Raw genomic sequence first — 26,680 nt, 5'->3', positions numbered from 1 at the left:
GAGCCGTGTCTCACTGGGCAAGGCGATTCTCCAGTCGTCTCATGAGTGCGGAGGTGGGGTAACCGGCGAGGAGGAAGACGAAGGCAGCCAGCGTGAAGGCTTCGAGGTAGGCGAAGTGGACGCTGCCGTACTCGTTCGCCCGGTGGACCATCTCCTGGACGGCGATCACCGACAAGTACGGGGTTTCCTTGAACATGGAGATCACGTAATTGCCCAGGGCGGGCAGCACGTTGCGCACCGCCTGCGGGAGCACCACCGCCCGCCACACCCGTCGGCGCGGCAGGGAGAGCGCGGTGCAGGCTTCCCACTGGCCCTCGGGGACGGCGTCGATTCCCGCCCGGTACACCTCGCAGGTGTACGTCGCGTAGTGGACGCCGAGCACGACGATGCCGAGGGCCAGCGCGTCCAGGCCGGGAACGAGCACCCAGGCGGCGAACAACTGGATCATCACCGGGGTGGACCGCACGAAGTCCGCGGCCAGGCGCAGGGGGAGGGTGACCCAGCGTGTCGGCGTGCGCAACAGTACGGCCATCAACAGGCCCAGCACCAACGCGACGGCGGAGCCAAGCGCGGTCGCGAGCAGGGTGATGCCGAAGCCGTCCAGGACCACGGGCAGCCCCTCGCGGGCCGTCTCCCAGGACCACATCAGGAGCCCCCCGCGTCCTGACCCAGCCGGGTCTTCGCCGCGGACTCCGCCGCCTTCATGAAGGAGTTGATCCCTGCGGCGATGGCGTAGTAGATGACCAGGATGGCGAGGTAGGCCTGGGCCGTGCTGCCGGTGAGCGACCTCAGCTGATCCATCTCGAAGGTGAGGTCGGCGATCGTGATCAGGGACAGCAGGGGAGTTGCTTTCAGGAGCTGGACGAGGAGGTTGCCGAACGGCGGGATCATCTGCACCCAGGCCTGGGGCAGGACGACCCGGGTCATGCGCTTTCGCGGACTCATCCCGAGCGCGAGCGACGCCTCCCACTGAGCGCGGGGGACCGCGTCGATCGCCCCGCGTACGACCTCGGAGCCGTAGGCGCCGAAGTTCAGGCCGAAGGCTACGACGGCGCAGGCCATGGGCTCCAGCCGGAACCCGAGGACGGGAAGGGCGAAGAACAGCCAGAACAACTGCACGTACAGGGACGTGCCCCGGAAGAACTCCACGGTGAACCGGGCCGGTCCCCGCAGGAGCAGCCGGGGCGAGCGCGTCATGAGCCCGAAGCCGAAAGCCACGATCAGCGCCACGGCCGCACTGAGCGCGGTGGCCAGGAGCGTGACCGCGATCCCTTGGCCGACGCTGGGCAGCGAACGGGTGAGTTCGTCGAAGAAGTGGGTCATGTGAGGGCTCGTCACGCGGCGCAGAGGTCGGTGGTCCGCAGCGTGGTGGGCGGAACCTCCCGTTCGGTGAACCCGTACTTCCCGATCAGTGTGACGTAGTGGCCCGGATCGCCGGTGATCTTCGCCAGTTCCTGGTTGAACGCGTCGCGCAGGGCCGTGGCACCCGGCCGGAAGACCGCGCCCCCGGGGCTGTACTGCGGTTTCCCGTTCAGGAGCGGAACGAACGGATCCAGTACGTCCACCAGGGCGCCGGTGTTCGTCTTGGCCAGCCAGCGCAGCGAGATGCCGGTCAGCGCGAAGGCGTCTATCCGCCCGGCCACCAGGGCGTCGAGCCCGTCCTGCTGCTTGGCGAGCGACTTGACCGATGAATCGGCGACGCCGGCCCCCTTCGCGTAAGTCGCCTCGACGGCGGCGGTCAGCACGCCCACGGTGATGTCCGCGGCGGCCACCGACTTCAGGTCGCTCAGGCCCTTGGGGTTGCCCTTGGGGACCATGAGCGCCGTGGGGGAGACGAACTCGGGCTCGGAGAAGGCGACTTTGGCGCAGCGCTCGGGAGTGATCGCCATGCCTGCGCTGACGACGTCGAAGCGGTCGGCCAGCAGTCCGGGGATCAGCGCTCCGAAGTCCGTCAGGGTAGGGCGCATGTCGCCGACGCCGAGGGCCGAGAAGATCTCCCGGTGCAGGGTGGGCGCCTCGCCCGCAAGCTGGTTGCCGTCCTTGAACCCGTAGGGTGCCTCGCCCGCGAATCCGATACGGACGTATCCCTGTCGACGCAGTTTCGCCAGTAGTTCGCCGTCGTCGGCGGGAGCTCCGGTGCCGACCTGGGTGCGGCTGCAGGCGGTGACCAGACCCGGCGCCAGGACAGCGCCCCCGAGCATTGCCGTTCGGGTGAGGAACCCTCTTCGGGGGAGGGCCTTGTGCTGGGGCATCTCGTTCCTTTCGGTGGCCGGGCGGGGAGGGAGGGATCGGCCGGGTCCGGCGCGGCGGGACGGACCCGGCCGATCGGACGCGTCAACGCAGGGGCGTGAAGTCCTGCGAGGCGATGTAGGACGGGCGGCGCACTGGGGCGGCGAAGGGCTTCACGGGGCGGTTCTCCACGCTGTTGAACACGAGGAAGACGTTGCTGCGCGGGAAGGGCGTGATGTTGTCGCCCGAGCCGTGCATCGCGTTGCAGTCGAACCAGGTGGCGGATCCGGCCTTGCCTGTGAAGAGCTTGATGCCGCAGGCCGAGGCGAACCTGGTCAGGGCATCGTCGGAGGGCGTACCGGCGTCCTGCATCTGGAGGGACTTCTTGTAGTTGTCCCTCGGGGTCGCACCTGCGCAGCCGAGGAAGCTCCGGTGGGAGCCAGGCATGATCATCAGGCCGCCGTTCGTGGCGAAGTTCTCCGTGAGGGCGATGGACACCGAGACGGTTCGCATGTGCGGCAGGCCGTCCTCGGCGTGCCAGGTCTCGAAGTCGGAATGCCAGTAGAAGCCGCTGGCGCCGAAACCAGGCTTGACGTTGATCCGGGACTGGTGGACGTACACCTCGGAGCCCAAGATCTGCCGGGCCCGGCCGACGACACGCGGATCGGCTGCGAGAGCGGCGAAGACCTCGCTGATCCGGTGGACCTCGAATACGGAGCGGACTTCCCGGGACTTCGGTTCCACCACGGACCGATCGTCCGCCAGCGTGGAGGGATCGCAGAGCAGCCGGTTCATCTCGGCCCGGTAGACGTCCACTTCGTCGGGCGTGATGAGGTGGTCGACCGGGAGGAAGCCGTCGCGGTCGTAGCTCTCCAGCTCGTGGGCCCACATAGGTCCGGGAGTACCGGGCGGGGACCAGACGACCGGGTCCTTGCGGCCGATGAGCACCTCCTCGGAACCCCTGGTCGGATACAGGTCGTTCGCGGTGCGGGTGGATGTACGGGTCATGGTGGTCCCTGCCTCTCCTCTCTTTGCGTTCAGCTGTGCTCGGGCTCGGTGAGCAGCGGGTACACGCCGTTCTCGTCGTGGTCCTCCCGGCCGGTCACGGGCGGGTTGAAGACGCACAGACAGCGGAACTCCCTGAGCACGCGCAGGGTGTGCCGCTCGTGGCCGTCGAGGAGGTACATGGTTCCCGGCGTGATGGTGTAGGTCCGGCCCGTCTCCTCGTCGGTGAGTTCGGCTTCCCCCTCCGTGCAGACCACCGCTTCCACGTGGTTCGCGTACCACATGGATGTCTCGGTGCCGGCGTACAGAACGGTCTCGTGCAGGGAGAACCCGACGCGTTCCTTGGCCAGGACGATGCGTTTGCTCTCCCAGGTCCCCGTCGCCGCCTTCACATGGCGGTCGGTTCCCTCGATGTCCCGGAACGATCGGACGATCATGGTGCTGCCCTTCGTGGCGTGTCTGGCGTGCTGGCGTGCTGGTGTGGCGATCAGGCGGTTTCGCGAACGGAGCGGGCCAGGATGGCCAGGCCCTCGTCGAGTTCGTCCGGGGTGATGGTGAGCGACGGCAGCAGCTTCACGACCTCGCCCTCCGGACCGGAGGTCTCGACGAGGAGCCCGTGCTCGAACGCCTTGCGGCAGACCGCCTCGGCGCGCTCCTTGTGGGTGAACTCGATGCCCCACACCATCCCCCGGCCGCGGTACGTCGCCCCCAGCCGGCCGTGTTCGGCGCACAGGTCGCGCAGGGCGCTCTCGACGCGTCCGCCCTGGACCAGGGTCCGCTCACGCAGGGCGCCGTCGCTCCAGTACGTCTCCAGGGCCGCGGTCGCGGTGACGAAGGCCGGGTTGTTGCCGCGGAAGGTACCGTTGTGCTCGCCCGGCTCCCAGATGTCCAGTTCGCGCTTGAACAGGCACAGGGCCATGGGCAGTCCGTAGCCGCTGATGGACTTCGACAGCGTGACGATGTCGGGCGTGATGCCCGCCTCCTCGAAGGAGAAGAACTCGCCGGTCCGGCCGCAGCCCATCTGTACGTCGTCGACGATCAGCAGCATGTCGCGGCGACGGCACAGGTCCGCCAGGGCGCGCAGCCATTCCGCGCGAGCCACGTTGACGCCGCCCTCGCCCTGGACCGTCTCGACGATGACCGCGGCGGGGTGGTTGAGGCCGGAGCCCTGGTCTTCCAGCAGCCGCTCGAACCAGAGGAAGTCGGGAGTCCTGCCGCCGAGGTAGTTGTCGAAGGGCATGGGGGTGGTGTGGACCAGGGGGATGCCGGCCCCCGCCCGCTTGAAGGCGTTGCCCGTCACGGCGAGGGAGCCGAGCGACATGCCGTGGAAGGCGTTGGTGAAGGACACGACCGCCTCGCGGCCCTTGGCCTTGCGAGCGAGTTTGAGGGCCGCCTCGACGGCGTTGGTGCCGGTGGGCCCCGGGAACATGACCTTGTAGGGGAGTGCGCGCGGTGCGAGCACGGTGGACTGGAAGGTTTCCAGGAAGGCGCGCTTGGCGGTCGTGGACATGTCCAGCGCGTGGGTGATCCCATCCCGCTCCAGGTAGTCGAGCAGGGCGCGTTTGAAGACGGGGTTGTTGTGCCCGTAGTTCAGGGATCCGGCACCGGCGAAGAAGTCCAGGTAGCCGCGGCCGTTCTCGTCGTACAGCCGGCTTCCCTTGGCGCGTTCGAAGACGACGGGCCAGGCGCGGCAGTAACTGCGCACCTCTGATTCCACGGTCTCGAAGACGGACGGGACCGGTGCGGTGATGGTCAAGGCGTTCTCCAGTGGGTGTTCGGTGTGTGGTGTTCGAGGTACGGGTGCCGGGGGCGCGCCCGGCCGACCGGGGAGCGGGTCAGAAGATGAGCGGTCCGATCCGGTGGAGGACTTCCGGGTGGTGCCCGTCCTCGGGGAACTCGTCTGCGCGGAACAGCACTTCGCGGGCGACGGTGGCGCCGTGCCGTTCCGCGTACGAAGCGAACAGCCGCTCCGACGCGTGGTTCCCGGGGGAGATGGTGGTTTCCAGGGAACTCAGTCCGTGCTCTGCGGCCACGCGGGCACAGAGGCCGTCGAGCAGGGCCCCCGCGATCCCGAGTCCGCGGACCGATTCGTCGACTGCGATCTGCCAGACGAGCAGGGTGCCGGGTGCTTCGGGCCGGAGGTACCCGCTGACGAATCCGATGGCCCGCCCGGAGGAATCACGGGCTACCGCGGACGTGCCGGCGAAGTCACGGCACCAGAGGAGGTAGCTGTAGGACGAGTTGAGGTCGAGCGTCCTGGAGTCGCGCGCCAGGCGCCACAGCAGGGGGCCGTCCCCCGGGCTGGGCCGGTCGATGCGCACTGTCGAGGCGGTTGGAGCGGAAGGGAGGTGCTTTCGGTAATGGGCCAGTTCTGCATGGGCGGTCATGCGGGCCGAAGTTACCCAGCACCGGAGTAAATCGCATGGGGCTGGGGGGTTGTGGCAGGTGCGTCGGTTGCGGTATGGGAAGTGGTCCGCCTGAGGGAGGCAAGCATGGTCGATGCGAACCTTTTGCGCCGAAGAATCCGCATATTTTATCCACACCTCTCCATTTATAACGAGAAAGTAACATCTTTGCTCTGTGCCAAATTTGCGACTTGAACGTTATGGCTTCGCCGGGTGACCGGGGGTTTCGTCTGCGGCTGCGGGGTTATGGATGCCGCCGACTGTCCGGATGCTGAGCGGGCCGGCTGGCGCCTTGACATCATTTGCATAATGCAAAAATGATGGAACTGCGGATGTCGACGAAGCGCGGGGCAGATCACACTGACCGAGGGCCTACCTTCAGTGGGCCGGGCGGCCGGGCCAGGTGGCCCGGATTCGCCGCGGTGCGGGAGGCACAGTGGGGCCTGGCGGCGCTGGCCGTTCTCGTGGGCGTGGGGTCGGGTCTGGGCTCCATCGCGTTCCGCTGGCTGATCAAGTCGTTCACCTGGCTGTTCACGGGGCACGAGGACTACGCGGGTGCGGGACACGCCGCGAACCCGTACGTGCCGTGGCTCGGTCCCTTCTTCGTCCTGCTCACCCCGGTCGTCGGGGGTCTGCTGTACGGGCCGCTGGTCGACCGGTTCGCCAAGGAGGCCCGGGGGCACGGCGTGCCCGAGGTCATGCTCGCCGTTGCCCAGCGCGGAGGCCGGATCAATCCCAATGTCTCCGTGGTCAAGGGCCTCGCCTCGGCCCTTACGATCGGCTCGGGCGGGTCCGTCGGCCGTGAGGGGCCCATCGTCCAGATCGGATCCGCACTCGGCTCCACCCTCGGCCGCCTGGCCAAGGTGGGTGAGGGACGGATGAAGCTCCTCGTCGCCTGCGGAGCCGCCGGGGGCATCGCGGCCACCTTCAACGCTCCACTGGCCGGTGTCTTCTTCGCCATGGAGCTGATCCTGCGGGACTTCGCCATCGAGGCGTTCGGCGCCCTGGTCCTGTCCAGCGTCTCGGCGAGCATCGTCGGGCGCGCGGCCTTCGGGGACGTGGCCTTCCTCAGGCTGCCGGCCTTCCACGTCGAGCACCTCGCGCAGTACGCGCTCTTCGCCCTCCTCGGGATCGTGGCGGGAGCGGTCGGCGTAGGGTTCACCCGCATCCTGTACGCGATCGAGGACGCCTGCGACTGGGCCTGGCGCGGACCGGAGTGGCTGCGGCCGGCCGTCGGCGGAATCCTCCTCGGCGTGCTCCTGCTGGCGCTTCCGGAGATGTACGGCGTCGGCTACCCGGTGTTGGAGAACGCGGTGGCGGGCGGTTACACCGCGTCGTTCCTTCTGCTCCTGCTGGTGGGCAAGATCTTCGCCACCAGCCTGACCATCGGGATCGGCGGCTCGGGCGGGGTCTTCGCGCCCAGCCTGTTCATGGGGGCCATGCTGGGCTCGGCCTACGGCGCGGTCCTCCAGACACTGGCGCCCGGGACGGCCGGAAACACGGGCGCCTACGCGCTGGTCGGTATGGGGGCCGTGTTCGCCGGTGCGTCCCGCGCCCCCATCACGGCCGTGGTCATCCTCTTCGAGCTCACCGGCGAGTATTCGATCATCCTGCCGTTGATGCTCGCCATCGTCCTCGCGACCCTGACCGGCAAGCTGTTGTCGCACGACACGATCTACACCCTCAAGCTACGGCGGCGGGGGATCGACCTCGACGCCCCCGCACCGGACGCACCACTGGGCGGCCAGCCGCTCACCGAGGTGATGGAGAAGGCCCCGGAACCGCTTCTCTCGACGTGCGGCCTGGCCGCCGCGGCCGAGTTCCTGTCCCTGTCGTCCCACGGAGTCCTGCCCGTGACGGACGCCGAGGGTAGGTTCCGCGGGACCCTCACGGCCCGCGCCGTCGCCGAAGTGCTCGCCGAGTCCCCCGATACTTCGGCCGGAGTGCCGCGGACCGCTGCGGACCTGGTCGAAGAACCGCACCCGCTTACGTCGGACATGAGCCTCGGTGCAGCCCTGCACGTCCTTGCTCCGTCCCCCGGGACGGGGCTTCCAGTCCTCGACCCCCAGGACGGACTGCTGGTCGGGTGGCTGACCCACCAGAGCGCTTTGCGTGCCCTGCACCCCGATCCGCCGAGCGGAAGCGGGGCGGGTCAAGGTGAGGGTGGGCACAGGCGGTAGAAAGGGGTATGACCGATTCCCCGCGAGCCGAGAATTCCCCCTTCGGCGTGGACGACGCGAACGACGTGGACGACGTGACCCGGGCCCTCCTGACGGCCTCCCGGCTCCTCGTGGCGGTCTCCGCCCGCTCGCTGGCGGCTGCCGAAGACAAAGTCACGCTGGCTCAGTTCCGGATGCTGGTCGTGCTGGCCACCAGGGGCGCGGCGAAGCTGGTGGTGCTCGCCGAAGCCCTGGGGGTCAATCCGTCGACGGCGATGCGGATGGTCGACCGCCTGATCGCGGTCGGGCTGGCCGACCGGCGGCCCAACCCCGAGAATCGCCGAGAGACGATACTGACCGTGACACCGGGCGGCCTGCGGCTCGTGGAAGAGGTAACGGCCCGGCGCAGGACCGAGATCGCGGCCATCGCCGCGCGCATCGAACCCGGCCAGCGGGCCGCGCTTGTCGGAGCGCTCACCGCGTTCAACGCCGCCGGGGGAGAGCCCCTGGTGTCCGATGTGGAAGGACAGCTCTTCCCGTTGGGATGGAGCGACCCGTCACCGCGGCGAAACCAGGAAGAGGCGTAGCGAAGGCGGCCTCAGCGGCGCCCGAACGTAACCGCGGCAAGGCCGGCGGTCAGGGCGAAGCCGAGGAAGATGCCCGCAGGCCACAGCCCCGATCCCGAGAGGCGGCTGAGGAGAGCGAGCATGACGCCGGTGACCGCGACGGCCGTGGTCGCCAGCCGGCCTGCCTGCCGCCGTGGACGTGAGCGTCGGCGCTCACCGGCCCTGAGGTCGGTGACGGCGCCACGAAAGGCCAGTGCGGCCACCACGAGGGCGGCGCAGAGCAGTGCCACTCCCATTACAGTTCACCTACCCCGTCGTCGTCCCCGGGCGCTCCCGCCGTGTACCCAGAAGCAAGTGGGGCACCGACGTTAACAGGTGGTGGCAGGGCCTGATCGTGCCCCTCGTCGGGAAGGACATCGGGCTGGAGGTTTGGAATTGTCCGTCCCGGCAAGATGCTGACAGAGGGGGTTCTTTTCGAACCCGTGAGCCGAGGCGACGGACGATGACCACGACGGTGTTCGCCATGATGGGCGCCCACCCCGCAAGGGCAGATGGGTCTCGGACAGAAAAGCTGGCCCACTGCGTCGAAGCATGTCTGGTGTGCGCGCAGGCGTGTACGGCCTGCGCCGACTCCTGTCTCGCGGAGGGGGACGCGGAGGAACTGACCGCTTGCGTCACGGTTGCCCTGGACTGTGCCGACGTGTGCGCGGCCACGGCCAGGGTCCTTTCCCGGCGGACCGCGTCCGATGCGGCGCTCATGCGGAGCCTGCTCCAGGCCTGCACGACGGCCTGCTCGTGCTGCGCGGACCGTTGCGCCGCGCAGGCGAAGGAGCACCGGCACTGCCTCATCTGTGCCGAGAAGTGCCGCGACTCCCAGCATGCCTGCACGGAGATCTTCGCCGTGCTGGTGTGAGGCGTCCGTGTCCGCGATCAGGAACCGGGAGGTTAGCGTCTCGTGCAGTTGTGGTTCTGGATCTCGCTCGTGCTGATCGTCTTGGCGTTCGTCGCCGTGACGGCCCTGCTCGGACAGGCGCGCCGCAGACGCGCCGGGCCAAGGCGTTCAGACCGGGGGCGCTGACGCGTTCGCCAACCGCTCAGGGACGTCGTCGGCCGACTGTCGGCAGCGCAACAACAGCATGGCCGCGTCGTCGTGCAGAGGGCCGCCGACGTAGGCCACGACGTCCTCGCGCAACGCATCGAGTGCGTGCTGGGGATCGGGGTCCGCCAGAAGTCCGGTCCGCTCTCCCAGGGGGTAGAAGGCACCGTGCGCGTTCCGGGCTTCCGAGACGCCGTCCGTGTAGAGGAGCAGCTGGTCCCCAGGGCCGAAGTCGACGCTGTAGGGCTCGGGGCAGTCGGAGGCACCCCATACCAGGCCGAGGGGCGGAGTGTGCTGCGGAGGTTCCGGGAAGACCACGTGATGTGAGGGCCGTACGAGCATCGCGGGCGCATGACCGTAATTGAGGAAGACGACACCGCCCGCTTCGGTGATTTCGGCCAGCAACGCGGTCACGAACTTCTCTCCGTCGCCCTCACCCTCCAGGGTGCGTTGGACCGCACGCTCCACCCGTGCGCCAACGCCGGTGAGCCGCGGTTCGTCATGTGCGGCTTCCCGGAACGCGCCGAGGACGGTGGCCGCGGTCTCGACCGCCTCCAGTCCCTTGCCCTGGACGTCACCGATGATCACCCGGACACCGCCGGGTACGGGAACCACCTCGTACAGGTCTCCGCCGATCCGCGCCTCCGCCACCGCCGAGGTGTACGAGACCGCGGCGCGCAGGTGCCCGGCGCTGCGCGGCACCGGCCGCAGCAGGACCCGCTGGGCCACCTCGGCGATCGTACGGACGCTCGCCAGCTCACGTTCCTGACGTCCGCGCACCACCGCGGCGGCGACCCCCGCGACCGTCACCCCGGCGACAGCCGCCAGTGCGGTATAGCCGCGCCGATTCTCGAACAGGCCGTCGTAGAGGCCCAACGAGCAGCACAGTGCCATGGCCACAGCGCCTATGGCGGCTGTCCGGCGCCAGCTCCCCGCCAAGCCCGCGAAGGCAGGCCCGAGCGAGACCAAGGGCAGCAGGCCGACGCCCGGTCCCGCGGTGACGTCCGCCACCGCGACAACGGCCATCACCACGAAGGGGATCGCGAGCAGCGCTGGTTTGCCGGGGACGCCCCCGGAACTACGGAGATCCACGTCGTACTCCCGGGTCCTTGTCAGCGCGGCGGAAAGCGGCACTCGTCCATGTCGATCGACGCGTACGCGGCTGTTGATCCGCGCCCCGTCACGTGTCACGTTTAGACTATGCAAAAGTTTGCCAAGCGAATCACCTTGTCGTGTCACTGTTACGTACCCGCTGGGTTCGTCGTCATGACAGGGGAGTGGGGAGTCACGTGGTGAAGCGGCGCGGACGCTCGCGGCCCGAGCCGCCCACGGGCTGGCGCCGGACCGTGGCCCGGCTTCCGATCGGCCTCTACCGCATAGGGCTCGGGCCCGTCTTCGGCGCGAGGATGCTCCTTCTCCGGCACACCGGACGTCTGTCCGGGCGGACCCGCGCCGTATGTCTGGAAGTGGTGGCCCACGATCCGGTTCGTGGTAGCTGGACGGTGGCCTCGGGATTCGGGACCGGTGCCCAGTGGTACAGGAACCTGAGCCACATCCCGAAGGTCACGATCCAGGTGGGACGGACGTTCCACGCTGTCAACGCACACTTCCTCACCGCCGAGGAAGGCGGCGAGGTGATGGCCGCCAGCGCGGCCCGGCATCCGAGGGCCGCACGTGCCCTGTGCCGCTACCTCGGTCTGGACGTTCCCGCGCGCGGGGCGGAAGGCTTCCGGGAGGTGGGCCGGCGGATTCCCTTCGTCCGCCTCGACGAGGTGCCTCCCCGCCGTCGGGGCTGAGGGGTCAGCGCTCCACGGTGCCCGAGCCCAGCATGACCAGACCGGTGGTGAGGAGGGCCATGCCGATCGTCAGTTCCGGGAAACCGCGGGCGCCCAGGGCGTACATGACGCCGGCGACCACGGTGAAGGCGGTACCGACCCAGACGGCGGAGACGGCCATGCGGAACTCGGTGGCGTGCCGCTTGAGGCAGGCGAGGGTTTTGGTGTCCGGCATGGGATCAGCTCTCGGTCCGGGGAGGAGTGGCGCCCCGGGCGGCCCAGTGCGACCGGACGAGGCAGGCCACGGCCGCGAGGCTGAACAGCGGTCCCGCTCCGGTGCAGAGCGTCACGACGGTCGCCGACGCGTCCAGCATGCGGGGGAGCGCGTTGAGGAATACCAGTGCGTACAGGCAGAGGAACGCCCATGCGTACGGGAGAGCGGTCGCGCGGTCGGGGAGCCGCGGCGGCGTCCAGCCGACGAAGATCGCAATCGGCAGGGGTAGCAGGAACAGAGTCGCGGCGAGCATGGCGAGGGCGTGGAACGCCGGGTTTCCGTTCATTCGTGCCTTTCTGGGTGCCGCCCAGCGTAGACCGTGGCAGTCCATGTCGTGAATGCCGGAGTCCGGCAGGGATACGGAGATCAGGTTTCTGTCAGGGACCCGTTAAAAACTCGTAAGGAGCATATAAAGTAGCCCTTGGTGTGCCGGGAAGCCTGGTCGGCGAACAGGGGATGACTCTCTTCGTAGATCGGGGCTCGAAGCCATGGTGCTCGTCGTTGTTTTCGGTATCGCACTGCTCGTCGCCGTACTGCTGTCCGGGCTCGCAGCCCGTACGGTGCTGTCGACTTCGCTCCTCTTCCTCCTGGGCGGGGCGTTGGTCAGCGACGGTTTCCTCGGGCTCATCCACATCACATCCGACAGTGAGATCGTGGGTGTGACGGCGGACCTGGCATTGTTCGCGGTGCTGTTCACGGACGGCATGCACGTCGCGTTCCCGGTGCTGCGCCGGAACTGGAAGAACCCGGCGCGGGCGCTGGGCCTGGGGATGCCGCTGGCGATGGCCGGCATGGCACTGATCACGCACTACCTCGTCGGGCTGGACTGGACGACCTCCTTCTTGGTGGGGGCCGTGCTGGCTCCCACCGACCCCGTGTTCGCCTCGGCGATCGTCGGGCGCAAAGAGGTCCCCGCGAAGCTGCGTCAGCTGCTCAACGTGGAGAGCGGCATCAACGACGGCCTCGCACTGCCCGTCGTGCTGATCCTCATCGCCGCCGCCGGACCCACCTCCGGGCAGGTGCAGTCGTCGGTCGGAGAGATCGCGCTCGAACTCGCCCTGGGCCTGGTCCTCGGGACCTGCCTGCCGCTCGCGGTCGCGGGACTGGTGCGGCTGCGTCTCCTCGGCGCCGAACCGAAGCTCCAGCCCCTGTTGCCCCTGGCGACCGGGATCATCCTCTACGCCGCGTGCCACCTCACCCACGCCAACCCGTACCTGGCCGCGTTCTCCGCCGGCGCGGTGCTCGCCTCGGTCTCGCCCGAGGCGAAGAAGGCCTTCGAGCCCCTCGGTGAAGCGCTGGCGGAACTCGCGAAATTCGCGGCCCTCCTGGTCTTCGGCGCCCTGCTGACTCCGGCCCTGTTCGGGGACCTGCCGGTGGGCGGCTACGTGGCGGTCGTCCTTGCCATCGTGCTGATCAGGCCGGCCTCGCTCCTCGTCTCGCTGCTGGGGGCGCAGATCGAGCGGCGCGAGAAGCTGGTGGCCGCCTGGTTCGGCCCGAAGGGATTCGCTTCCGTGGTCTACGGGCTCCTCGTGCTCCAGGCCGGGATTCCGCAGGGCGAGGCGGCGTACACCCTGATCGCCGTCTGCATCGCCTTCTCGATCATCGCCCACAGCAGCACCGATGTGCCCATCGCCCGTCTGTTCCACGTCGACGACCTCGCGGGCATCCCGTCGGACGATGACGACCAGGACCAGCCCCGCACCCCTGCCCCGATTGACACACCCGATCAGGAGAAACACCGTGCCAGCCCGTGATCTCGCCGAGCCCTACCCGCATGTGACCACCGACGATCCCGCCGTCGACGCGGTACGGCTGCTGGCGGAGCAGAACCTGCCCGCCCTCCTGGTGCTCGACACCGATGGAGTGCCGTACGCCGTCGTCCCCGGATCCCAGCTGGTCAGGCAGCTGGTACCCGAGTACGTGATGGAGGACCCCCTGCTCGCCGCCGTGATCGACGAGCGGCACGCCGACACCGTGGCCGAGGAGCTGGAAGGCCGGACGGTCGCGGAGTGGCTGCCGCGCCGGACCTTCAAGCCCCCTTACGTCGGCCCGGACGCGGGAGTGCTCCAGATCGCCGCCGTCATGGCCCGTGCGCATGTCCCGCTCGTCGCGGTCATCGAGCGGGCCGGTGGTGCGGGCCGGGAGCGCCTCGTCGGCGTCGTGACGGTTGCGGCCCTGATGAGGCACTTCCTCGCGGCGGGGGGAACGGCGTGAGCGACTGGCACAGCTGGGCCGCGATCGCCGTGTTCGCCGGCGCCTACGCGCTGATCATCAGCGAGAAGGTGCACCGCGTCGCCGCGGCTCTGGGCGGGGCCGGGTTGATGCTGGCGATCGGCGCCACCGACGACGGGGCGGCGTTCCACTCCGATGAGACGGGCATCGACTGGAACGTCATCTTCCTCCTCATGGGCATGATGATGATCGTCGGAGTGCTCCGGCGGACCGGTCTCTTCGAGTACCTGGCGATCTGGTCGGTGAAGAAGGCGAAGGCCCGGCCGTTCCGGGTGATGGCGATGCTGATCGTCATCACGGCGGTGGCCTCGGCGCTGCTCGACAACGTCACCACCGTGCTCCTCGTGGCACCCGTGACGCTCCTGGTCTGCGACCGGCTTCGGTTGTCCCCCGTGCCCTTCTTGATCGCCGAGGTACTGGCCTCGAACATCGGGGGCACGGCCACGCTCGTCGGTGACCCGCCCAACATCATCATCGCCAGCCGGGCCGGGCTCAGCTTCAACGACTTCCTGGTCCATCTCGCTCCGCTGTGCGTGGTGCTGGTGGCTGTCCTTGTGCTGATGTGCCGGGTGATGTTCGCGAAGCACTTCGTCTACGACGAGAAGCGTGCCGCCGAGCTGATGGCACTGCGTGAGCGCGAGGCGATCACCGAGCCCAAGCTCCTCGCCCAGGGCCTCGGCGTCCTCGGGCTCGTCGTCGCCGGCTTCGTACTGCACCCGGTCCTGCACTACGAGCCGAGCGTCGTCGCACTCCTCGGCGCCGGACTGCTCATCGCGATCTCGAAGGTCGAGACCGGTGAGGTGCTCGGTGAGGTGGAGTGGCCCACGCTGGCCTTCTTCGCGGGCCTGTTCGTGATGGTCGGCGCGCTCATCGAGACCGGCGTCATCGGGGACCTGGCGGGCTCCCTCGCGGACGCGATCGGCGGCAATGAACTCGGCGGCTCCATGCTGTTGCTGGGCGGTTCCGCGGTCCTCTCGGGGATCGTCGACAACATCCCCTACGTGGCGACCATGGCGCCGATCACCAGCCAGCTCGTCGGCGACATGGGCGGCGATCCAGACCACGTGATGTGGTGGGCCCTCGCGCTGGGCGCCGACCTCGGTGGCAACGCCACCGCCATCGGAGCCTCCGCCAACGTCGTCGTCCTCGGCATCGCCGAGCGCAACCGCCATCCCATCAGCTTCTGGGAGTTCACCAAGTACGGTCTCGTCGTCACCGTGGTCACGGTGGCGGTTTCCGCCGTCTACCTGTGGCTGCGCTACTTCGCCCTCGCGTAGTTCAGTCCGAGATTCCCGGCCAGCCGAGCAGACGGGCACCGATCACCGCGGTCTGCAATGTGTAGCGGTTCACCGGATCCGCCGGGTCGGCCGCGGTGAGGGTGTGGATGCGTTCCAGGCGGTACGTGAGTGCCCGGACGCTCAGCGACAGCTTGCGGGCCGCCTCCGTGGCCACGCACCCACTGTCGAAGTAGGCGGTGAGCGTGTCGATGAGGGGCTGGGCGCCGCCGCGTGCCGTGGTGAGGGGACCCAGGGTGCTCTCCACCAGATCGGACATCGCCTGACGGTCGCGGGTGAGGACCGGGTAGACGAGCAGATCGACGGCGTGCAGTACGGGCCCGTCGAGCCCCATGCGCTCGGCGATGTCGAGGGCGCCGAGTGCTTCCTCGTAGGAGTGGACGACTCCGCCCGCTCCGGGGTGGGAACGCCCGATGGCGACCCGACCGCCGTCGGTGGCGGCGTACGCCTGCTTGGCGAAGAAGGCGAGGACGTCCGGCTGGTCCCCGGGGGCCACGCAGATCAGCCGGCCGTCCTTGGTGGTCAGCAGGATCTGCCGACCGGGAAAGCGGGTCAGGACCGCCGTCTCGATGCCCCGGGCCACCCGGTAGCCGTCGCCGTACGGCTCCGGCCCGGCGGCGACGGCCACGGCGTGGGCCTGGGACAAGCGGAGCCCGAAGCGCTCGGCCCGCTCCGCGAGGCGGCCCAGATCACTCCCGCCGTACAGCAGGTCGTCCACGAACTCGCGGCGGGCTGCCTCCTCTTGGCGGACCGCCTGCTGTTGAGCGCGTTCGTACCCCTCGACGAAGGCGTCCACGGCCTGTTCGAGCACCGACAGCAGGGGGCCGGGGGAGGAGGGTGTGGGCCGTACGGTCTGCGCCGCCGCCAGATGGTCCCGTATCAGGCCGTGCAACGGGAGCCCGGCTTCCGCGGCCCGCTCTCCCTCAGCCTGACGTGACTCGAGCTCGTCGCGGCTCAGTCTGCGGCCGGTGGCACAGGCCGCGGCGACGATGTCGGCGTAGCCCGCCAGATGATCCGCTGTTGCCGCTCGGTCGGTCACGCACTTCCCCCAGTCCTGATGCGCTCATGACGCCTTCTTGACGCGGCCACCAGGGTGCCACGGGCCGGAGACGGCTCCGTCATCGGCATCAGAGACGCGTAAAGATTGCCGGTCACCGGCAGTGCGCGCCGACGGGTGGGAGCGGGAAGATCAGTGCACGGGGGAACGCGGTACCGCCCGGATGCCGAGCCATGGAAATGGGGGGGGCGGCATCCGGGTGGTACCGGATCACACGGCCGTCAGGGCGGCCGCGCCGAAGGAGACGTCGAAGCGGTCGCACCAGATGGCGACGCTGGAGTAGTCCGTGAGGTTCACCGAGGGCGGGACGGCGTAGTTCTGGTCGCCCTGGTTACCCTTGAGCTTGCCGAGACTGACGTACTTGCCGTCGTCGAACACCCGCCAGCCGGAGACTCCGTCCTTCACCGGGGCGTCAGTGATCCACACGCGCAGGTCGGGCCCGTTGCTGGTGTCCAGGTCCTCCAGGCGGAGGGTGTGCGAGCCGTCGGGGAGCCGTATCAGCTTCGCTGTTCCCGTCGTGGTGTGCTCGTGGCTGATGAAGGTGCCCTCCGCGACGGTCTTCGGTTCCGCCGGTGCGGGGGAGGGGGCGCCGGGCGGAGTGCCGGGAGCGCCTGGCGGCACCGGGACCGTGGCGGGCAGGGCCTCGTGGACGCTGTCGTCCTGCCAGAGCTTCCAGGGCTGGAACCAGTACAGTCCGCCGCCCAAGAACAGAACGGCCGAGAGCAGGATCCCGGCGACGATCCTGCGGGGCCGCTTCGTCTCTTCCACTGCCACTCTCTCTCCACCCGGGTTCGTTTCCCGCAATTCAACGGGAATCGCGGGCCCGGGCGTGAGCCCAGCCCGGTGACGAAAGCCTTACGTCGGGCGCGCGCGGAGGTCAGTGCTGCCGGGAGAAGAGCCAGACCGTGACCGTCACTGCCAACGCGAGCGCACCGAGGGCGAACAGCGGAAGGGCGGGGCCTGGGTTCAGGTACAGGGCCGTGCCGGAGGCGGTCAGGATCGCGCCGAAGACGACGAGGGGTGACACCCGCCCGGTCGAAGGGGTTCGGCGCATGGAGCGTCTCCTGGCAGGGAGGAACGAGTGGTGGACCCAGGTTCCCATACGGTGGGGCGGGGGCGCACGACCCCCGCCCCCCGGTTCATGTCACAGGGTGCGAAGTTTGGTGCTGAACACCTGGCCGGCGATCTTGTCGCCGAGGGCGAGTCCGTCGGTGGCGTCCCACGGGAAGTGGACGCCGAGCCAGATGCGGCTGTCGGCGTCCTCCTTGGCGGCGGCGCTGAAGCTGGTGAAGTGGCGGGTCTTGATCGTGGCGCGGGGTTCGTCGGTGGTGAGGTCGAACGAGATGTTGTCGCTGCCGAAGTAGCGCTTCATGACGCCGGCCCAGGCGGCGCCGAAGGAGGCGTGACCAGAGACGTAGGCGGGGAAGCACGGGTTGACGTTCACGCCGTCGTTGTTCTTCAGGAGAGGCTTCCAGTGGGGGTCGAGGCCGCCCTCACGGATCGCGGAGACGGGCCGCCACAGGTCCATCGGGGTGGCGAACTTGGCGTCGCGGACGGCTATCCCGGTGTCGGCGAGGGCGAGCGAGACGAGAGCGAAGAGACGGGCGTTGGCGTAAACGCCCAGGCCGCGGGCCTTGGACACCTCACGGGTGGCCTGGAGCATCTGGCCCGGGGGCTTGTAGGTGCCGTCGTTGTCGTTGGCCCAGAACCAGGCGGCCGCCAGCTGGTCGGGGGTCCGGGTGACCGTGGGCGTGGCCGCGGTGGGCTGATCGGCTCCCGCGCGGCGGACGGCGTCGACCTGCCGCTTGTACTCGTCGCTGGCGAGGAGGTTCTCGTAGGTGCCGTACTGGGTGAGGGTGGTGGGGCGGAACTGGGAGCCCGAGGTCAGGGAGAAGGGCTTGACCTGGCCCCAGAACGGGTTGATGGCGTCGCTGTCCTCGTCGCACTTCGCGTCGACCATGTCGGGGTAGCTAGTCGCCCGCCAGGCACCGGGCTTGTCGTCGGGGGAGTAGACCTGCGGATTGACGGAGCCGTCGCCGCTGCGGGCGTCCGTCATCTGCTTGACCATGGTGCCCACGACCGAGACGTCGACCAGGTCGAAGTCTGTGGGCTTGGTGCCGAAGCGCTCGGTGAAGCGGGAGTCGAGGTAGGTGGTCTGGTCCTGGTAGGTGGTGCCGGTCTGCTGGTTGCCGTAGAGGTTGAGCAGGATGTTGTAGGCGGTGCGGCCGATGACCCGTTCCTCCTCGTCGGGTCCCTCCAGCCAGCCCGAGTAGTTCGCCGCGTGGATGTAGGCCTCCGAGGTCATCCTCCCCTTCCACTTGAGCTGGTAGGAGGACTCGGCGTCGTAGATCGCGGCGTTCATCATGGCCGCGGCCCGGGCCATGGGGACCGGCCCGCCGCCCACTCGCCTGAACACGTTCTGGAGGACGTCGTTCCAGTAGTGCACCGGGTCGGCGATCGACTGGGCCGGGATTGCGGCGTGCGCCGGCTGAGGTGCGGCGGCGAGTACGGATCCGGTCGCTGCCAGGACGACGGCGGCTGCGCGCTGCCGGATGGCGGTACGGACTCTTCTGCTGTGGGTGTTCGTGGGCATGGCTGACTCCCCCTGGTCACGGACATGTCGATCACCACGAGCGGTGGCCGCGTGATCATGACGGACCCCGACGCCGCGAGGATTGGACAAATGCGCCGTCGGCGCGGAATGGCCGGTCCCGCCCACCACGACGACGAGAACCGGACCGTCCGCGAATCGCCTATGTCAGCTCTTCGTGCGGCTTCGCAGGCGGCCTTGGGCGGCGCGACGGGACAGGCGTCGTTGCTCCCGCTGCGCCCACCGCCGGACGCGTTCCGGGTCGAGTGGGACGCCGTGGCCCACATGGAGCGTCCTGGGGTTGAGAGCGAGCATCCGGCGCAGGCTGGTGAGGTTGCCGAGGGGGTCGTCGTGGAAGGGCGGGTTCGCGGGTTTGCCGGGGATGAGGCCGATGAAGGAGTTGGCCACGAGATCACCCGCCACGAGGTCTCCGTCGTCGGTCAGGACCGAGACGGAGCCCGCGGTGTGGCCGGGGGTGGCCATGATGCGGGCCGCGAGTCCGAAGTCGGCCAGGTCGGTGTCACCGTCGATCACGATCTCGGGTGCGAAGGGGTCTGCCGGGACGTGCAGCTTCCGGTTCCGGTTCATCACCCGGCCCATGGGACCGGTCGGGAAGTGGGGCATGCGGGCCCGGCCGGTGCGGAAGGGCTCGAGGTCGGCGACGTGGCCCGCGACCGGTGCCCCGGTGAGGTGGCGCAGCTCCGCGGCCGAGCCGAAGTGGTCGATGTGGCCGTGGGTGATGACGATCAGCGCGAGGTCGGAGGGGTCGACTCCGTGGTCGCGGATCCGGTCGTGGATGGTTCGCCCGCTGCCGGGCGTTCCGGCGTCGACGAGGACCGGGCGTCGGCCGAGCAGCAGGTAGGCGTTGACCGCGTGCTTGCCGAGGACCGGTATGGGAATGATCTTCGTGCCGGGCATGGGGGCCTTTCGTATGCGGGCCAGGTGTGTGGGCCGGCGTGGGTCGGCGTGGGCATGCGTGGGCATGCCTCGGCGTCCGCCGGTTGGCGTGCTGGAACACGGAAGGGGCAAGTGGGGGGTCAGCGGAAGCGGCGGCGGTATGCGGCAGGAGTGGTTCCCAGGTGCCGCTGGAAGCACCGGTGGAGTGTCTGGAGGGAACGGAGCCCGCTGGCGGCCGCGATCTGCGGCAGCCCGGCGTCGCTCTCCTCCAAGAGCCGGCGGGCGGCCTCCAGCCGGGCGGATTCGACGTACGCCGCCGGCGTGGTGCCCGTGCGCTGGGCGAAGAGTCGGGAGAAGTGGCGGGTGCTGAGGCTGACGCGCGCGGCGAGTGCCTCCGCGGTGAGATCCGCGTCGGGGTGTTCGGCGATCCACTGGCGGAGTTCGCCGATGCGGTCGTCGGTGGGTGCCTGGACGGAGAGCGGCACGCTGAACTGGCTCTGGCCCCCGGAGCGTTTGACGTACATGACCATCATGCGTGCGGTGGCGAGCGCGACGGCCTGACCGCGGTCCTCGGCCACCATCGCCAGCGCCATGTCCATCCCCGAAGTGATCCCGGCACAGGTCCACACCGAACCGGATCGGACGAAGATCGGGTCGGGATCCACGCGGACCTCGGGATGGGCTGCGGCCAGTTGCGCCGCCGTGAGCCAGTGGGTGGTGGCGGAGCGTCCGTCCAGCAGGCCCGCCGCGGCCAGCACGTGTGCGCCGGCGCACACCGACCCGGTACGCCCCGCCCGCGGCGCCGCCGTACGCAGCCAGTCCGTGACCACCGGATCGACGACGGCCCGGACACCCACCCCCTCGGCGTGAACGACCGCTCCGGACACCAGCAGGGTGTCCACCCGGCCCGTCACCTCGTCGAGGCGGAGGTCGGCAAGGAGCCGGACACCACTGGAGGTGCGCACGGGACCGCCGTCCGCCGTAGCGATCTGCACGGTGTATCCGCGGTGCTGCGCTTCGGCCACCCGGGACGCGACCGAGAACACTTCGGCGGGCCCCGTGACGTCCAAGAGTTCCACGCCGGGAAAGGCGACGATGACGACACGGTGGGCTGCGGGCATGTACCGATCTTCGTGCCCGCGTCCCGGTGTCCGCGATGACGAGCTTGTCTCAGATCCGGCCATCGTGGCGGCCGCCGCCCGTCGGCACGCCTCGCCCGAGGAGTTCGGCCAGTCCACGGCGGGTGGCGGCCAGCACGACGCGGTCCTCCGGTGCGAGGACGTACCCCGGGTTCAGCTCCCAGGTCAGCCCCGACTGCCGCGAAGGTCCCTCCGTACGGGTCGAGGCCAGGTCCGGCCGACGCTCCGCTGGAGAGGTGGTGTCGAGTGCGAGGACCCGCCAGGCGCCCGGGCGGAAGGATTCGGCGATGGTGCGGCCCTCCAGATGGGGGTGCCCGGCCACGTCGACGGCGGCGAAGAGCAGGACGCGTCGCTCCACCGACATCGCCCCGAGCACCTGGCGGCCCATCATCGCCCCGGCGAAGGCCGGGGCCGAGAGGTGCGTCACGCTGCGGCTGCGGGTCAGGGCGGAGGGGTGGGCGGCCCGCAGGGTGCGGTAGACGGCGGTCGCGAAGTCGTCGTCGTACAAGCGCAGTACGGCCCGGAGGTCCGGTTTCACCGCGCGGGCGTACAGCGTGGCCTCCAGGTTCGTGACGTCGGAGCTGGTCAGCGCGAGCAGGGACTGCGCCCGGTCGATACGGGCGACCTCCAGTACCCCCTCGTCGGTCACGTCACCGATCACCACCGGTACGCGCAGTCCGCGAGCCAGAGCGAGCCCCCGCGCCTGCGGGTCCGACTCCACGCACACGACCGGGATCCCGAGCTCCCGCAGCCGCGCCAGTACCCTCGCGCCGATCTTGCCGAGACCCAGCAGGACCACGTGGCCCGACAACCCCCGCGGGGGCCGCCGCAGGACCGTCGCCGTACGGAAGGAGCCCAGCGCCTCCAGCGCGGCGGCTACCAGGACCGGCAGCAGCAGAAGGCCCACGAACCCGGCCAGGATCTGCAGCACCTGACGCTGCGCCGGGTCGCCTACCGCAGGGTCGTTGATCGCGAAGATGTCGAGCAGGGTGATGTAGGCGGCGTGCAGGGGGTGGTCACCGGTGGTCGCCCACGACGCCAGCGCCAGCGCGGCGACAGCGGCCACCATGCCGAAGAGGGACCATCGCAGCCGCCGCGAGAACAAGGAGGCCACGGGCAGCGCTCCGGTGCCCAGCCGCTGTCGCGACCGGCCCGTTTCCGCACGCGCGATCATTTCGAGGGCGACGATGCCACGCCCTGTCGCCGCAGCCACTGCCCTGTCGTCCGGCAGCAGCTGGGGACCGCGGTCCCCACTGGACTCCGCTCCCTCCGCACCCGCCGGGTCGCTGGTCGTCGCGGACAAGAGGGCCAGGGTGCACAGCCCCGGATCGGCCACCTCGCCCCTCCCCGGAGGCGTACGTTCCACCGCCCGCAGGAGCAGTCCGTCGGCCTGTACCACCTTGCTGGTGCCCGCCACGGCGCTGGCCGCAAGGGCGGGCGCGACCGTGTCGGCGTCCGACAGCACGGTCGTCGAGGAGTCCAGCTCTCGTAGGTCGATGCCCGGCTCGGCCACCACCGCGGCCTGGTCCAGGAGGTCTTCCAGGTGCTGGCCGAGCTTGCGGTTGTAGAGGCGGATCACCAGCCGCAGCCTCGGGTTGAGCCGACGCGCTACAAGAGCTGCCCGTACGTTGGTGTCGTCGTCCTCGTAGACCAGTGCCAGCGCGGCGGCACCTGCCACCCCAGCTGCGGTCAGTACCTCCTCGTCGGGCTCCGCCGCCTCCAGGACCCGCAGCTCTCGCACGGCCGACTGCCCGCCGATCGGGCTCCGCGGCCGCATAAGCGCGCCACCCAGCAGGCCGCGCCCTGGCACACCAGTGACGCGGCCCACGCTGGGCTGGGCGTCGCGGCCCGCAGGCGCCACGAGCGTCACCCGCTCCTTGTAGACATCTTGCAGCTCGGCAGCCAGGCGGCGGGCCAGTCCGTCATCACCGCACACCACCATCCGCCCATCGGAGCCGTGCTGTTGAGGCTGCGCTGATATCGAAGACACCGCCCTAGGATGCCCTGATCAGAACCCCTGTCCAGTCCGTGTCGACCGCTGGTTCCCGTACTCCTCGGAGAGGCGCCGTTCGAGGGATTCGTGGTCCGGAAGTCCGCCGTCCAGACCCTGGACATGATCGGCGGCGCCAGCGTCGGTGTGATCGTTGCGGTCCTCGACCTGACGACCACTCCTGCTCTACAGGGAGCGGGGGTCTCAGGGGGACGAACCCGCCCAATGGGAGCTAAGACGTTGGGGGATGCTCCATTCGGCAGCCGTCAACAGGTGAGCCCGAGGCGCGGCCGCAGCCGGGTGCACCGACCCTTCGTGAATCCGTTCAATCCAGCACCCCGAGGACGGTATCCGCGGCACTGGACGAAGGCGGGCCCACCCCGGGCTGGGAGTTCGCGGATCTGCTCGGCGGACGCGGGCACGCACCGCTCGCCGGTTGCCGAACAGTCCCCGGCGCGGGCGCCCCACGCCCATCCGGTGCTGCACCAGACACGCGGGTGCTTCCCCCGAAGTGGCTGCTGCTTTCGCGGTCAGGACCGCTCCGATGCTTGCCACGGCAGATGAACCAGTACGTGGTCCAGGCCCATCAACGAATTTGGCTGTGACACTCGGCAGGGCGCGGTGCGTCGGGAAACCCGTGCTGACAATACTTCCGCTACTTGCTCATGGCGAAGCGCATGAGGGCGTGCTCGTCGCCCTGCTTGATCTTTCCTGTCTCGTTGATCACCTGGAGTTTCCAGCCCGCGCCATCCCTGGTCGCTTTCGCCACGGCGCAGCCGTTGTCGGTGGTGAGCAGGCTCGGCCAGATGTCGGCGACCTGCTGAGTGCTGCCGCCCGTCGCGTCGTAGACCTTGAAGCTGATGTTCCGGGCGTTCTGGAAGGCGCTTCGCTTCTTGTACGCGGCGGCGAGGAACACGATGGAGGTGATGTTGGACGGCACCTGGTCGAGTGCGACGGTCACCGTCTCGTCGTCGCCATCGCCGTGCCCGGTCTGGTTGTCTCCGCTGTGGACCAACGCGCCGTTGCCGAGCGGGTCCAGGGAGTCAAGGCCGGCCAGTCGCACCGGCTCTGCCCCCGCCATCGCGATGGCGATCAGGTCGAGGTCTGTGCCGGTCTTCTGGCGGATCTTTCCCAGCAACCCGCCGCTGCTTCCGACGGTGGGGTCCCAGGACACCCCGATGGACAGGTGGGTTACCCCGTCCAGATCAGCCGGGCCGTCTTCCTTCTTGAGCGTGATCATGCTCGATCCTCTTGTCCGTCTAGGGGCTGTGACACGTGAAGTGTGCCTTGTACCCCTTATCGCTCCTTCCACCAGGTCCGGCATCTGCGGCTACGCCTGCAGAGCTGACTGGCCGATCACACTCCGATGACGCACGGTCAAGGTGAGCTGTCACAGAAGTGCGCTACGAGGTGACAGCTCTCACCGAAGTCAGTTGTCCCGCCTCAGCCGATCTGCTCCTGGTCCCAATTGGTCTCGTTCGGTTCGCTCGACTTCTCAGCCAATCTGGTCTGCAGGGACACCCCGTCTCCGGTCAAGGATGCGATGACCTGTTCTCGGATACCCCCTCCCGGCGCGCGGCTAGTTGCCTAGAGTGCTGCTCATGACACAGATTGTGGTCCTTCCTCACCCCACCTACTGTCCTGATGGGGTGGTCATCGAGGTCTCCCGCGGGCAAAGCATCTGCGACGCGTTGTTGGATCACGACATCGATATCGAGCACGCCTGCGAGAAGTCGGGCGCCTGCACCACTTGCCATGTGGTGGTGCGTGAGGGTTTCGCCTCGCTGGGCGAGCTCGACGACAAGGAAGAGGACCTGCTCGACATGGCCTGGGGGCTGGAGGCGAAGTCGCGGCTCTCGTGCCAGGCCGTGATCGGTGCGGAGGACCTGGTGGTCGAGATCCCCAAGTACACGATCAATCATGCCTCGGAGAATCACCCCATGTAGTCAGTTGCGCCTTGGTCCGTCCGTCTCGACCACCGCAGCGGCTCCGCCCGGACGCCCTCGCTCGGTATCCAGGAGACCTTCGGCGCCCAACTGGCACTGCCGAATGCCAGGGTTGGTACCGCCCAGATCCGCTCCGCCGGACCAGACCCACTGAGACGGCTGACCGTCCACGCCCGTAGGACCAGGTCGGCTGAGAATTCCGACACCTTGACGTCTCAGCCGATCTGGTCGCCGCAGTTCACAGCCTCGCTCACAGCCCACATCGTTTGAGACGGGACAGCCAGTCGCTGTGCCATCCAACTCGGTCGACTGGGGATTCATGTTCCAACCTAGTCGCCGCACGTCAGCCAGCTGTCGACCCTGGTCAGAAGATCTGGTGGCCTGGGATTTGAAGCCGCAGGTTCAGCCTCGGCCGGACCTGCAATCCTCCCTGCGGGACCGGCCGCCGTGCGGGGTCTCCTAGCTTTCGACCGTCAGGTCGAGCGGCTCCGAACCGATCTGCGCACCAGCGCTCCGAGTGACCGTATAAGAGACCTGTACCGACTGCCCGAGATTGGACGCGATGACCTCGGACGGCACAGAGAACTGGAGTGCTTTGCCCGCTCGCTGGCTTGTCACCACCTGCTCGTCCTGGTGAATACCGCCGTCCCATTGCAAGACGACCACGTCACCGGCCGCCATCTCGGTGTACGGGTTGATCATGACGGTGACGCCCGCTCCCGCCTCCGGCGTCAGCACGTCCTGGTCCGCCTCGTTCACCACTGGCTGCGGCAACGTCTCGTCGGTGTTGCTCATGGTTGCTCCCCTCGGTCGGATCGGCGGGGGCCATACAGCCCCCTGCTGATCTTCTCGGGTTCCCTACAGGGCCACCAGACCGCATGCCTCAGGACCCGTCCGGGTGGCCGCTGCGTCCGCCACCCCGGCTGGCCGTGGGTCAGAGGCGCTTGGCGTTGCGCAGTGTGGTGGCGTAGTAGCCGTTGCCGTCGAGGCGGGAGGCGCTGCCCTTGTCGCCGATGGTGCGGCCGACACGTCGTTGCCGAGGTACATGCCGGTGTGGTCCAGGCGCTCGCCGGTGCGCTTGTCGAGCTTGAAGAACACCAGGTCGCCCGGGTACAGGACGCCGATCGAGGTCGGCCGGTTCTTCGCCGTGACGCCCTTGAGCGGAAGGACGTCCACCCTGGTCGTCGAGCGGGCCATGGCGTCGGCGGTACGGGCTGCCGCGAACAGCCGCTTGCCGTAGAGGATGACGAACTTCTGCGTGATGAGCGTCAGCGTGTACGTCAGGGCGGTGATGCCAAGGGCGGGGGTCGCCCGCTGCAGACCCCCGATGAGGGTGAGGGCGAGCGGGGTGATCATGCCGCCGGGGGAGAGGTTCGTGGTCAGGTAGCGCATGAGGGAGAACAGCAGGCCCAGGGGGATGCCGATCGTGGCTATCTCGGGAGTGAGGACTACGGGGATCAACGCGGCTCTCCTGGGTAGTGCTGCTGTGGGTCGTGCTACTGGGGGCGGCCCGACCAGGGCTGTTCCTGCTGAGGCTGCGGTGTCCCGTTTCCGTATGGGGCCGCCGGGTGCTGAGGCTGCTCGGCGTAGGGCTGCGGGTACTGGCCCTGTGGGTACTGTGTCTGCGGGTACGGCTGCTGGCGTACGTCATGCCTCGGCACGAGCGGCTGCGTGTACCGCGCGTGGATGTTGCCGATGGTCACCAGCGAGGAGCCGTCGCCGAGGTGGCCGCGTAGCTCGTGTATGAACTCTTCGCCACCGGGCTGGTCGACGGACCGCGAGCGCCACTCGGCGGGGATCGCGTAGATGCCGCTCTTGGTCGAATTGACATCGCGCCGGGGAGGCGACTGCGGTCACCCGAACGCCTCCGGTCCCCGTCCCTGGTCGCCCGTCTGATGCACTCGGCAGGCGGCTTCCGGCAAGCCGACCTAACGTCGGCCGAGACCGCACCAGGAAAACCGAAGGAGCACCGCAGACCGCGTCGTCCGCTGCACAGGCGGCGCGCCTTCCGTCCGCCCGAGCGCC

General features: G+C 69.0%; 29 protein-coding genes and 1 pseudogene. 9 read left to right on the top strand and 21 right to left on the bottom strand.

The window, feature by feature from the left end:
* Positions 1-10: 10 nt before the first annotated feature.
* The 7 genes from ehuD to ectA all read right to left on the bottom strand — a co-directional run bounded on the left by ehuD (position 11) and on the right by ectA (position 5,621).
* Entirely contained in the window at positions 11-646 is a 636-nt protein-coding gene (gene ehuD / locus ACIBEA_RS06855) for an ectoine/hydroxyectoine ABC transporter permease subunit EhuD (RefSeq protein ID WP_399258747.1), read from the bottom strand.
* Positions 646-1,323, bottom strand: coding sequence for an ectoine/hydroxyectoine ABC transporter permease subunit EhuC (gene ehuC / locus ACIBEA_RS06850; RefSeq protein ID WP_399258744.1), 678 nt, complete (start codon positions 1,321-1,323; stop codon positions 646-648). The genes ehuD and ehuC overlap by 1 nt, the downstream gene beginning before the upstream one ends.
* Positions 1,324-1,334: 11 nt before the next feature.
* Entirely contained in the window at positions 1,335-2,252 is a 918-nt protein-coding gene (gene ehuB, locus ACIBEA_RS06845) for an ectoine/hydroxyectoine ABC transporter substrate-binding protein EhuB (protein ID WP_399258742.1), read from the bottom strand.
* A gap of 82 nt (positions 2,253-2,334) precedes the next feature.
* Entirely contained in the window at positions 2,335-3,237 is a 903-nt protein-coding gene (gene thpD / locus ACIBEA_RS06840) for an ectoine hydroxylase (RefSeq protein ID WP_399258740.1), read from the bottom strand.
* A 29-nt stretch (positions 3,238-3,266) separates the two neighbouring features.
* The gene (locus tag ACIBEA_RS06835; RefSeq protein ID WP_399258738.1) at positions 3,267-3,671 is read right to left on the bottom strand and encodes an ectoine synthase; all 405 of its coding nucleotides are present in this window, start codon (positions 3,669-3,671) and stop codon (positions 3,267-3,269) included.
* Between the two features lie 50 nt (positions 3,672-3,721).
* The gene (gene ectB / locus ACIBEA_RS06830; protein WP_399258736.1) at positions 3,722-4,990 is read right to left on the bottom strand and encodes a diaminobutyrate--2-oxoglutarate transaminase; all 1,269 of its coding nucleotides are present in this window, start codon (positions 4,988-4,990) and stop codon (positions 3,722-3,724) included.
* A gap of 79 nt (positions 4,991-5,069) precedes the next feature.
* A complete protein-coding gene (gene ectA, locus ACIBEA_RS06825; protein WP_399258734.1) occupies positions 5,070-5,621 on the bottom strand; it encodes a diaminobutyrate acetyltransferase in 552 nt (183 codons plus the stop codon).
* Positions 5,622-5,971: 350 nt separating this feature from the next.
* Between ectA and ACIBEA_RS06820 the strand changes: the two genes are divergently transcribed.
* Positions 5,972-7,819, top strand: coding sequence for a chloride channel protein (locus tag ACIBEA_RS06820; protein WP_399258732.1), 1,848 nt, complete (start codon positions 5,972-5,974; stop codon positions 7,817-7,819).
* Between the two features lie 8 nt (positions 7,820-7,827).
* Positions 7,828-8,385 carry a MarR family winged helix-turn-helix transcriptional regulator gene (locus ACIBEA_RS06815; RefSeq protein ID WP_399258730.1) on the top strand — a complete coding sequence of 186 codons (558 nt, stop codon included), beginning with the start codon at positions 7,828-7,830 and terminating at the stop codon, positions 8,383-8,385.
* Between the two features lie 11 nt (positions 8,386-8,396).
* Here the strand turns inward: ACIBEA_RS06815 and ACIBEA_RS06810 are convergent, their stop codons facing one another.
* The gene (locus ACIBEA_RS06810) at positions 8,397-8,660 is read right to left on the bottom strand and encodes a hypothetical protein (RefSeq protein ID WP_399258727.1); all 264 of its coding nucleotides are present in this window, start codon (positions 8,658-8,660) and stop codon (positions 8,397-8,399) included.
* A 206-nt stretch (positions 8,661-8,866) separates the two neighbouring features.
* Between ACIBEA_RS06810 and ACIBEA_RS06805 the strand changes: the two genes are divergently transcribed.
* A complete protein-coding gene (locus ACIBEA_RS06805; protein WP_399258725.1) occupies positions 8,867-9,277 on the top strand; it encodes a four-helix bundle copper-binding protein in 411 nt (136 codons plus the stop codon).
* 147 nt (positions 9,278-9,424) lie between these two features.
* Here ACIBEA_RS06805 and ACIBEA_RS06800 read toward each other — a convergent pair whose 3' ends face one another.
* Complete coding sequence (locus ACIBEA_RS06800; protein WP_399259052.1) at positions 9,425-10,486, bottom strand: PP2C family protein-serine/threonine phosphatase; 1,062 nt, start codon at positions 10,484-10,486, stop codon at positions 9,425-9,427.
* Positions 10,487-10,752: 266 nt separating this feature from the next.
* Between ACIBEA_RS06800 and ACIBEA_RS06795 the strand changes: the two genes are divergently transcribed.
* Positions 10,753-11,256, top strand: a complete 504-nt coding sequence (locus tag ACIBEA_RS06795; protein WP_399258723.1) for a nitroreductase family deazaflavin-dependent oxidoreductase — start codon at positions 10,753-10,755, stop codon at positions 11,254-11,256.
* 4 nt (positions 11,257-11,260) lie between these two features.
* On the opposite strand, the gene ACIBEA_RS06790 is transcribed toward ACIBEA_RS06795, so the two are convergent.
* Both ACIBEA_RS06790 and ACIBEA_RS06785 read right to left on the bottom strand, forming a co-directional pair.
* Positions 11,261-11,470: a hypothetical protein gene (locus ACIBEA_RS06790; protein WP_399258721.1), complete on the bottom strand. Its 210-nt coding sequence runs from the start codon at positions 11,468-11,470 to the stop codon at positions 11,261-11,263.
* 4 nt (positions 11,471-11,474) lie between these two features.
* Positions 11,475-11,795: a hypothetical protein gene (locus tag ACIBEA_RS06785; protein ID WP_399258719.1), complete on the bottom strand. Its 321-nt coding sequence runs from the start codon at positions 11,793-11,795 to the stop codon at positions 11,475-11,477.
* A 202-nt stretch (positions 11,796-11,997) separates the two neighbouring features.
* On the opposite strand from ACIBEA_RS06785, the gene ACIBEA_RS06780 reads away from it, so the two are divergent.
* From ACIBEA_RS06780 to ACIBEA_RS06770, 3 genes are read left to right on the top strand one after another with little or no spacing between them, the layout of a single operon-like run.
* Positions 11,998-13,263: a cation:proton antiporter gene (locus ACIBEA_RS06780; protein ID WP_399258717.1), complete on the top strand. Its 1,266-nt coding sequence runs from the start codon at positions 11,998-12,000 to the stop codon at positions 13,261-13,263.
* Complete coding sequence (locus tag ACIBEA_RS06775; RefSeq protein ID WP_399258715.1) at positions 13,250-13,723, top strand: CBS domain-containing protein; 474 nt, start codon at positions 13,250-13,252, stop codon at positions 13,721-13,723. The genes ACIBEA_RS06780 and ACIBEA_RS06775 overlap by 14 nt, the downstream gene beginning before the upstream one ends.
* A complete protein-coding gene (locus ACIBEA_RS06770; RefSeq protein WP_399258713.1) occupies positions 13,720-15,018 on the top strand; it encodes an SLC13 family permease in 1,299 nt (432 codons plus the stop codon). The genes ACIBEA_RS06775 and ACIBEA_RS06770 overlap by 4 nt, the downstream gene beginning before the upstream one ends.
* 1 nt (position 15,019) lies before the next feature.
* Here ACIBEA_RS06770 and ACIBEA_RS06765 read toward each other — a convergent pair whose 3' ends face one another.
* The 8 genes from ACIBEA_RS06765 to ACIBEA_RS06730 all read right to left on the bottom strand — a co-directional run bounded on the left by ACIBEA_RS06765 (position 15,020) and on the right by ACIBEA_RS06730 (position 23,949).
* Complete coding sequence (locus tag ACIBEA_RS06765; protein WP_399258711.1) at positions 15,020-16,075, bottom strand: PucR family transcriptional regulator; 1,056 nt, start codon at positions 16,073-16,075, stop codon at positions 15,020-15,022.
* 228 nt (positions 16,076-16,303) lie between these two features.
* The gene (locus ACIBEA_RS06760) at positions 16,304-16,861 is read right to left on the bottom strand and encodes a DM13 domain-containing protein (protein WP_399259051.1); all 558 of its coding nucleotides are present in this window, start codon (positions 16,859-16,861) and stop codon (positions 16,304-16,306) included.
* Positions 16,862-16,970: 109 nt separating this feature from the next.
* Positions 16,971-17,147, bottom strand: coding sequence for a hypothetical protein (locus ACIBEA_RS06755; RefSeq protein WP_399258709.1), 177 nt, complete (start codon positions 17,145-17,147; stop codon positions 16,971-16,973).
* A gap of 90 nt (positions 17,148-17,237) precedes the next feature.
* Complete coding sequence (locus ACIBEA_RS06750; protein ID WP_399258707.1) at positions 17,238-18,686, bottom strand: vanadium-dependent haloperoxidase; 1,449 nt, start codon at positions 18,684-18,686, stop codon at positions 17,238-17,240.
* A gap of 165 nt (positions 18,687-18,851) precedes the next feature.
* On the bottom strand, positions 18,852-19,601 hold the full coding sequence (locus tag ACIBEA_RS06745) for an MBL fold metallo-hydrolase (protein ID WP_399258705.1): 750 nt from the start codon (positions 19,599-19,601) through the stop codon (positions 18,852-18,854).
* Between the two features lie 119 nt (positions 19,602-19,720).
* Positions 19,721-20,701 (bottom strand): GlxA family transcriptional regulator, encoded by a 981-nt coding sequence (locus ACIBEA_RS06740; RefSeq protein WP_399258702.1) that lies wholly within the window; start codon positions 20,699-20,701, stop codon positions 19,721-19,723.
* A 49-nt stretch (positions 20,702-20,750) separates the two neighbouring features.
* A complete protein-coding gene (locus tag ACIBEA_RS06735; protein WP_399259050.1) occupies positions 20,751-22,661 on the bottom strand; it encodes a potassium channel family protein in 1,911 nt (636 codons plus the stop codon).
* A 703-nt stretch (positions 22,662-23,364) separates the two neighbouring features.
* Complete coding sequence (locus ACIBEA_RS06730; RefSeq protein ID WP_399258700.1) at positions 23,365-23,949, bottom strand: TerD family protein; 585 nt, start codon at positions 23,947-23,949, stop codon at positions 23,365-23,367.
* A gap of 361 nt (positions 23,950-24,310) precedes the next feature.
* Between ACIBEA_RS06730 and fdx the strand changes: the two genes are divergently transcribed.
* A complete protein-coding gene (gene fdx / locus ACIBEA_RS06725) occupies positions 24,311-24,655 on the top strand; it encodes an ISC system 2Fe-2S type ferredoxin (RefSeq protein WP_399258698.1) in 345 nt (114 codons plus the stop codon).
* 459 nt (positions 24,656-25,114) lie between these two features.
* On the opposite strand, the gene ACIBEA_RS06720 is transcribed toward fdx, so the two are convergent.
* Both ACIBEA_RS06720 and ACIBEA_RS06715 read right to left on the bottom strand, forming a co-directional pair.
* Positions 25,115-25,450 (bottom strand): hypothetical protein, encoded by a 336-nt coding sequence (locus tag ACIBEA_RS06720; protein WP_399258696.1) that lies wholly within the window; start codon positions 25,448-25,450, stop codon positions 25,115-25,117.
* Positions 25,451-25,589: 139 nt separating this feature from the next.
* Positions 25,590-26,011 (bottom strand): annotated as a pseudogene (locus ACIBEA_RS06715) (hypothetical protein).
* A gap of 212 nt (positions 26,012-26,223) precedes the next feature.
* Here ACIBEA_RS06715 and ACIBEA_RS06710 point away from each other — a divergent pair.
* Positions 26,224-26,391 (top strand): hypothetical protein, encoded by a 168-nt coding sequence (locus tag ACIBEA_RS06710; protein ID WP_399258694.1) that lies wholly within the window; start codon positions 26,224-26,226, stop codon positions 26,389-26,391.
* Positions 26,392-26,680 lie beyond the last annotated feature (289 nt).

This window comes from Streptomyces sp. NPDC051555, from assembly GCF_044454405.1.
GTDB lineage: Bacteria > Actinomycetota > Actinomycetes > Streptomycetales > Streptomycetaceae > Streptomyces.
This window is presented reverse-complemented; position numbering and strand designations above follow the sequence as displayed.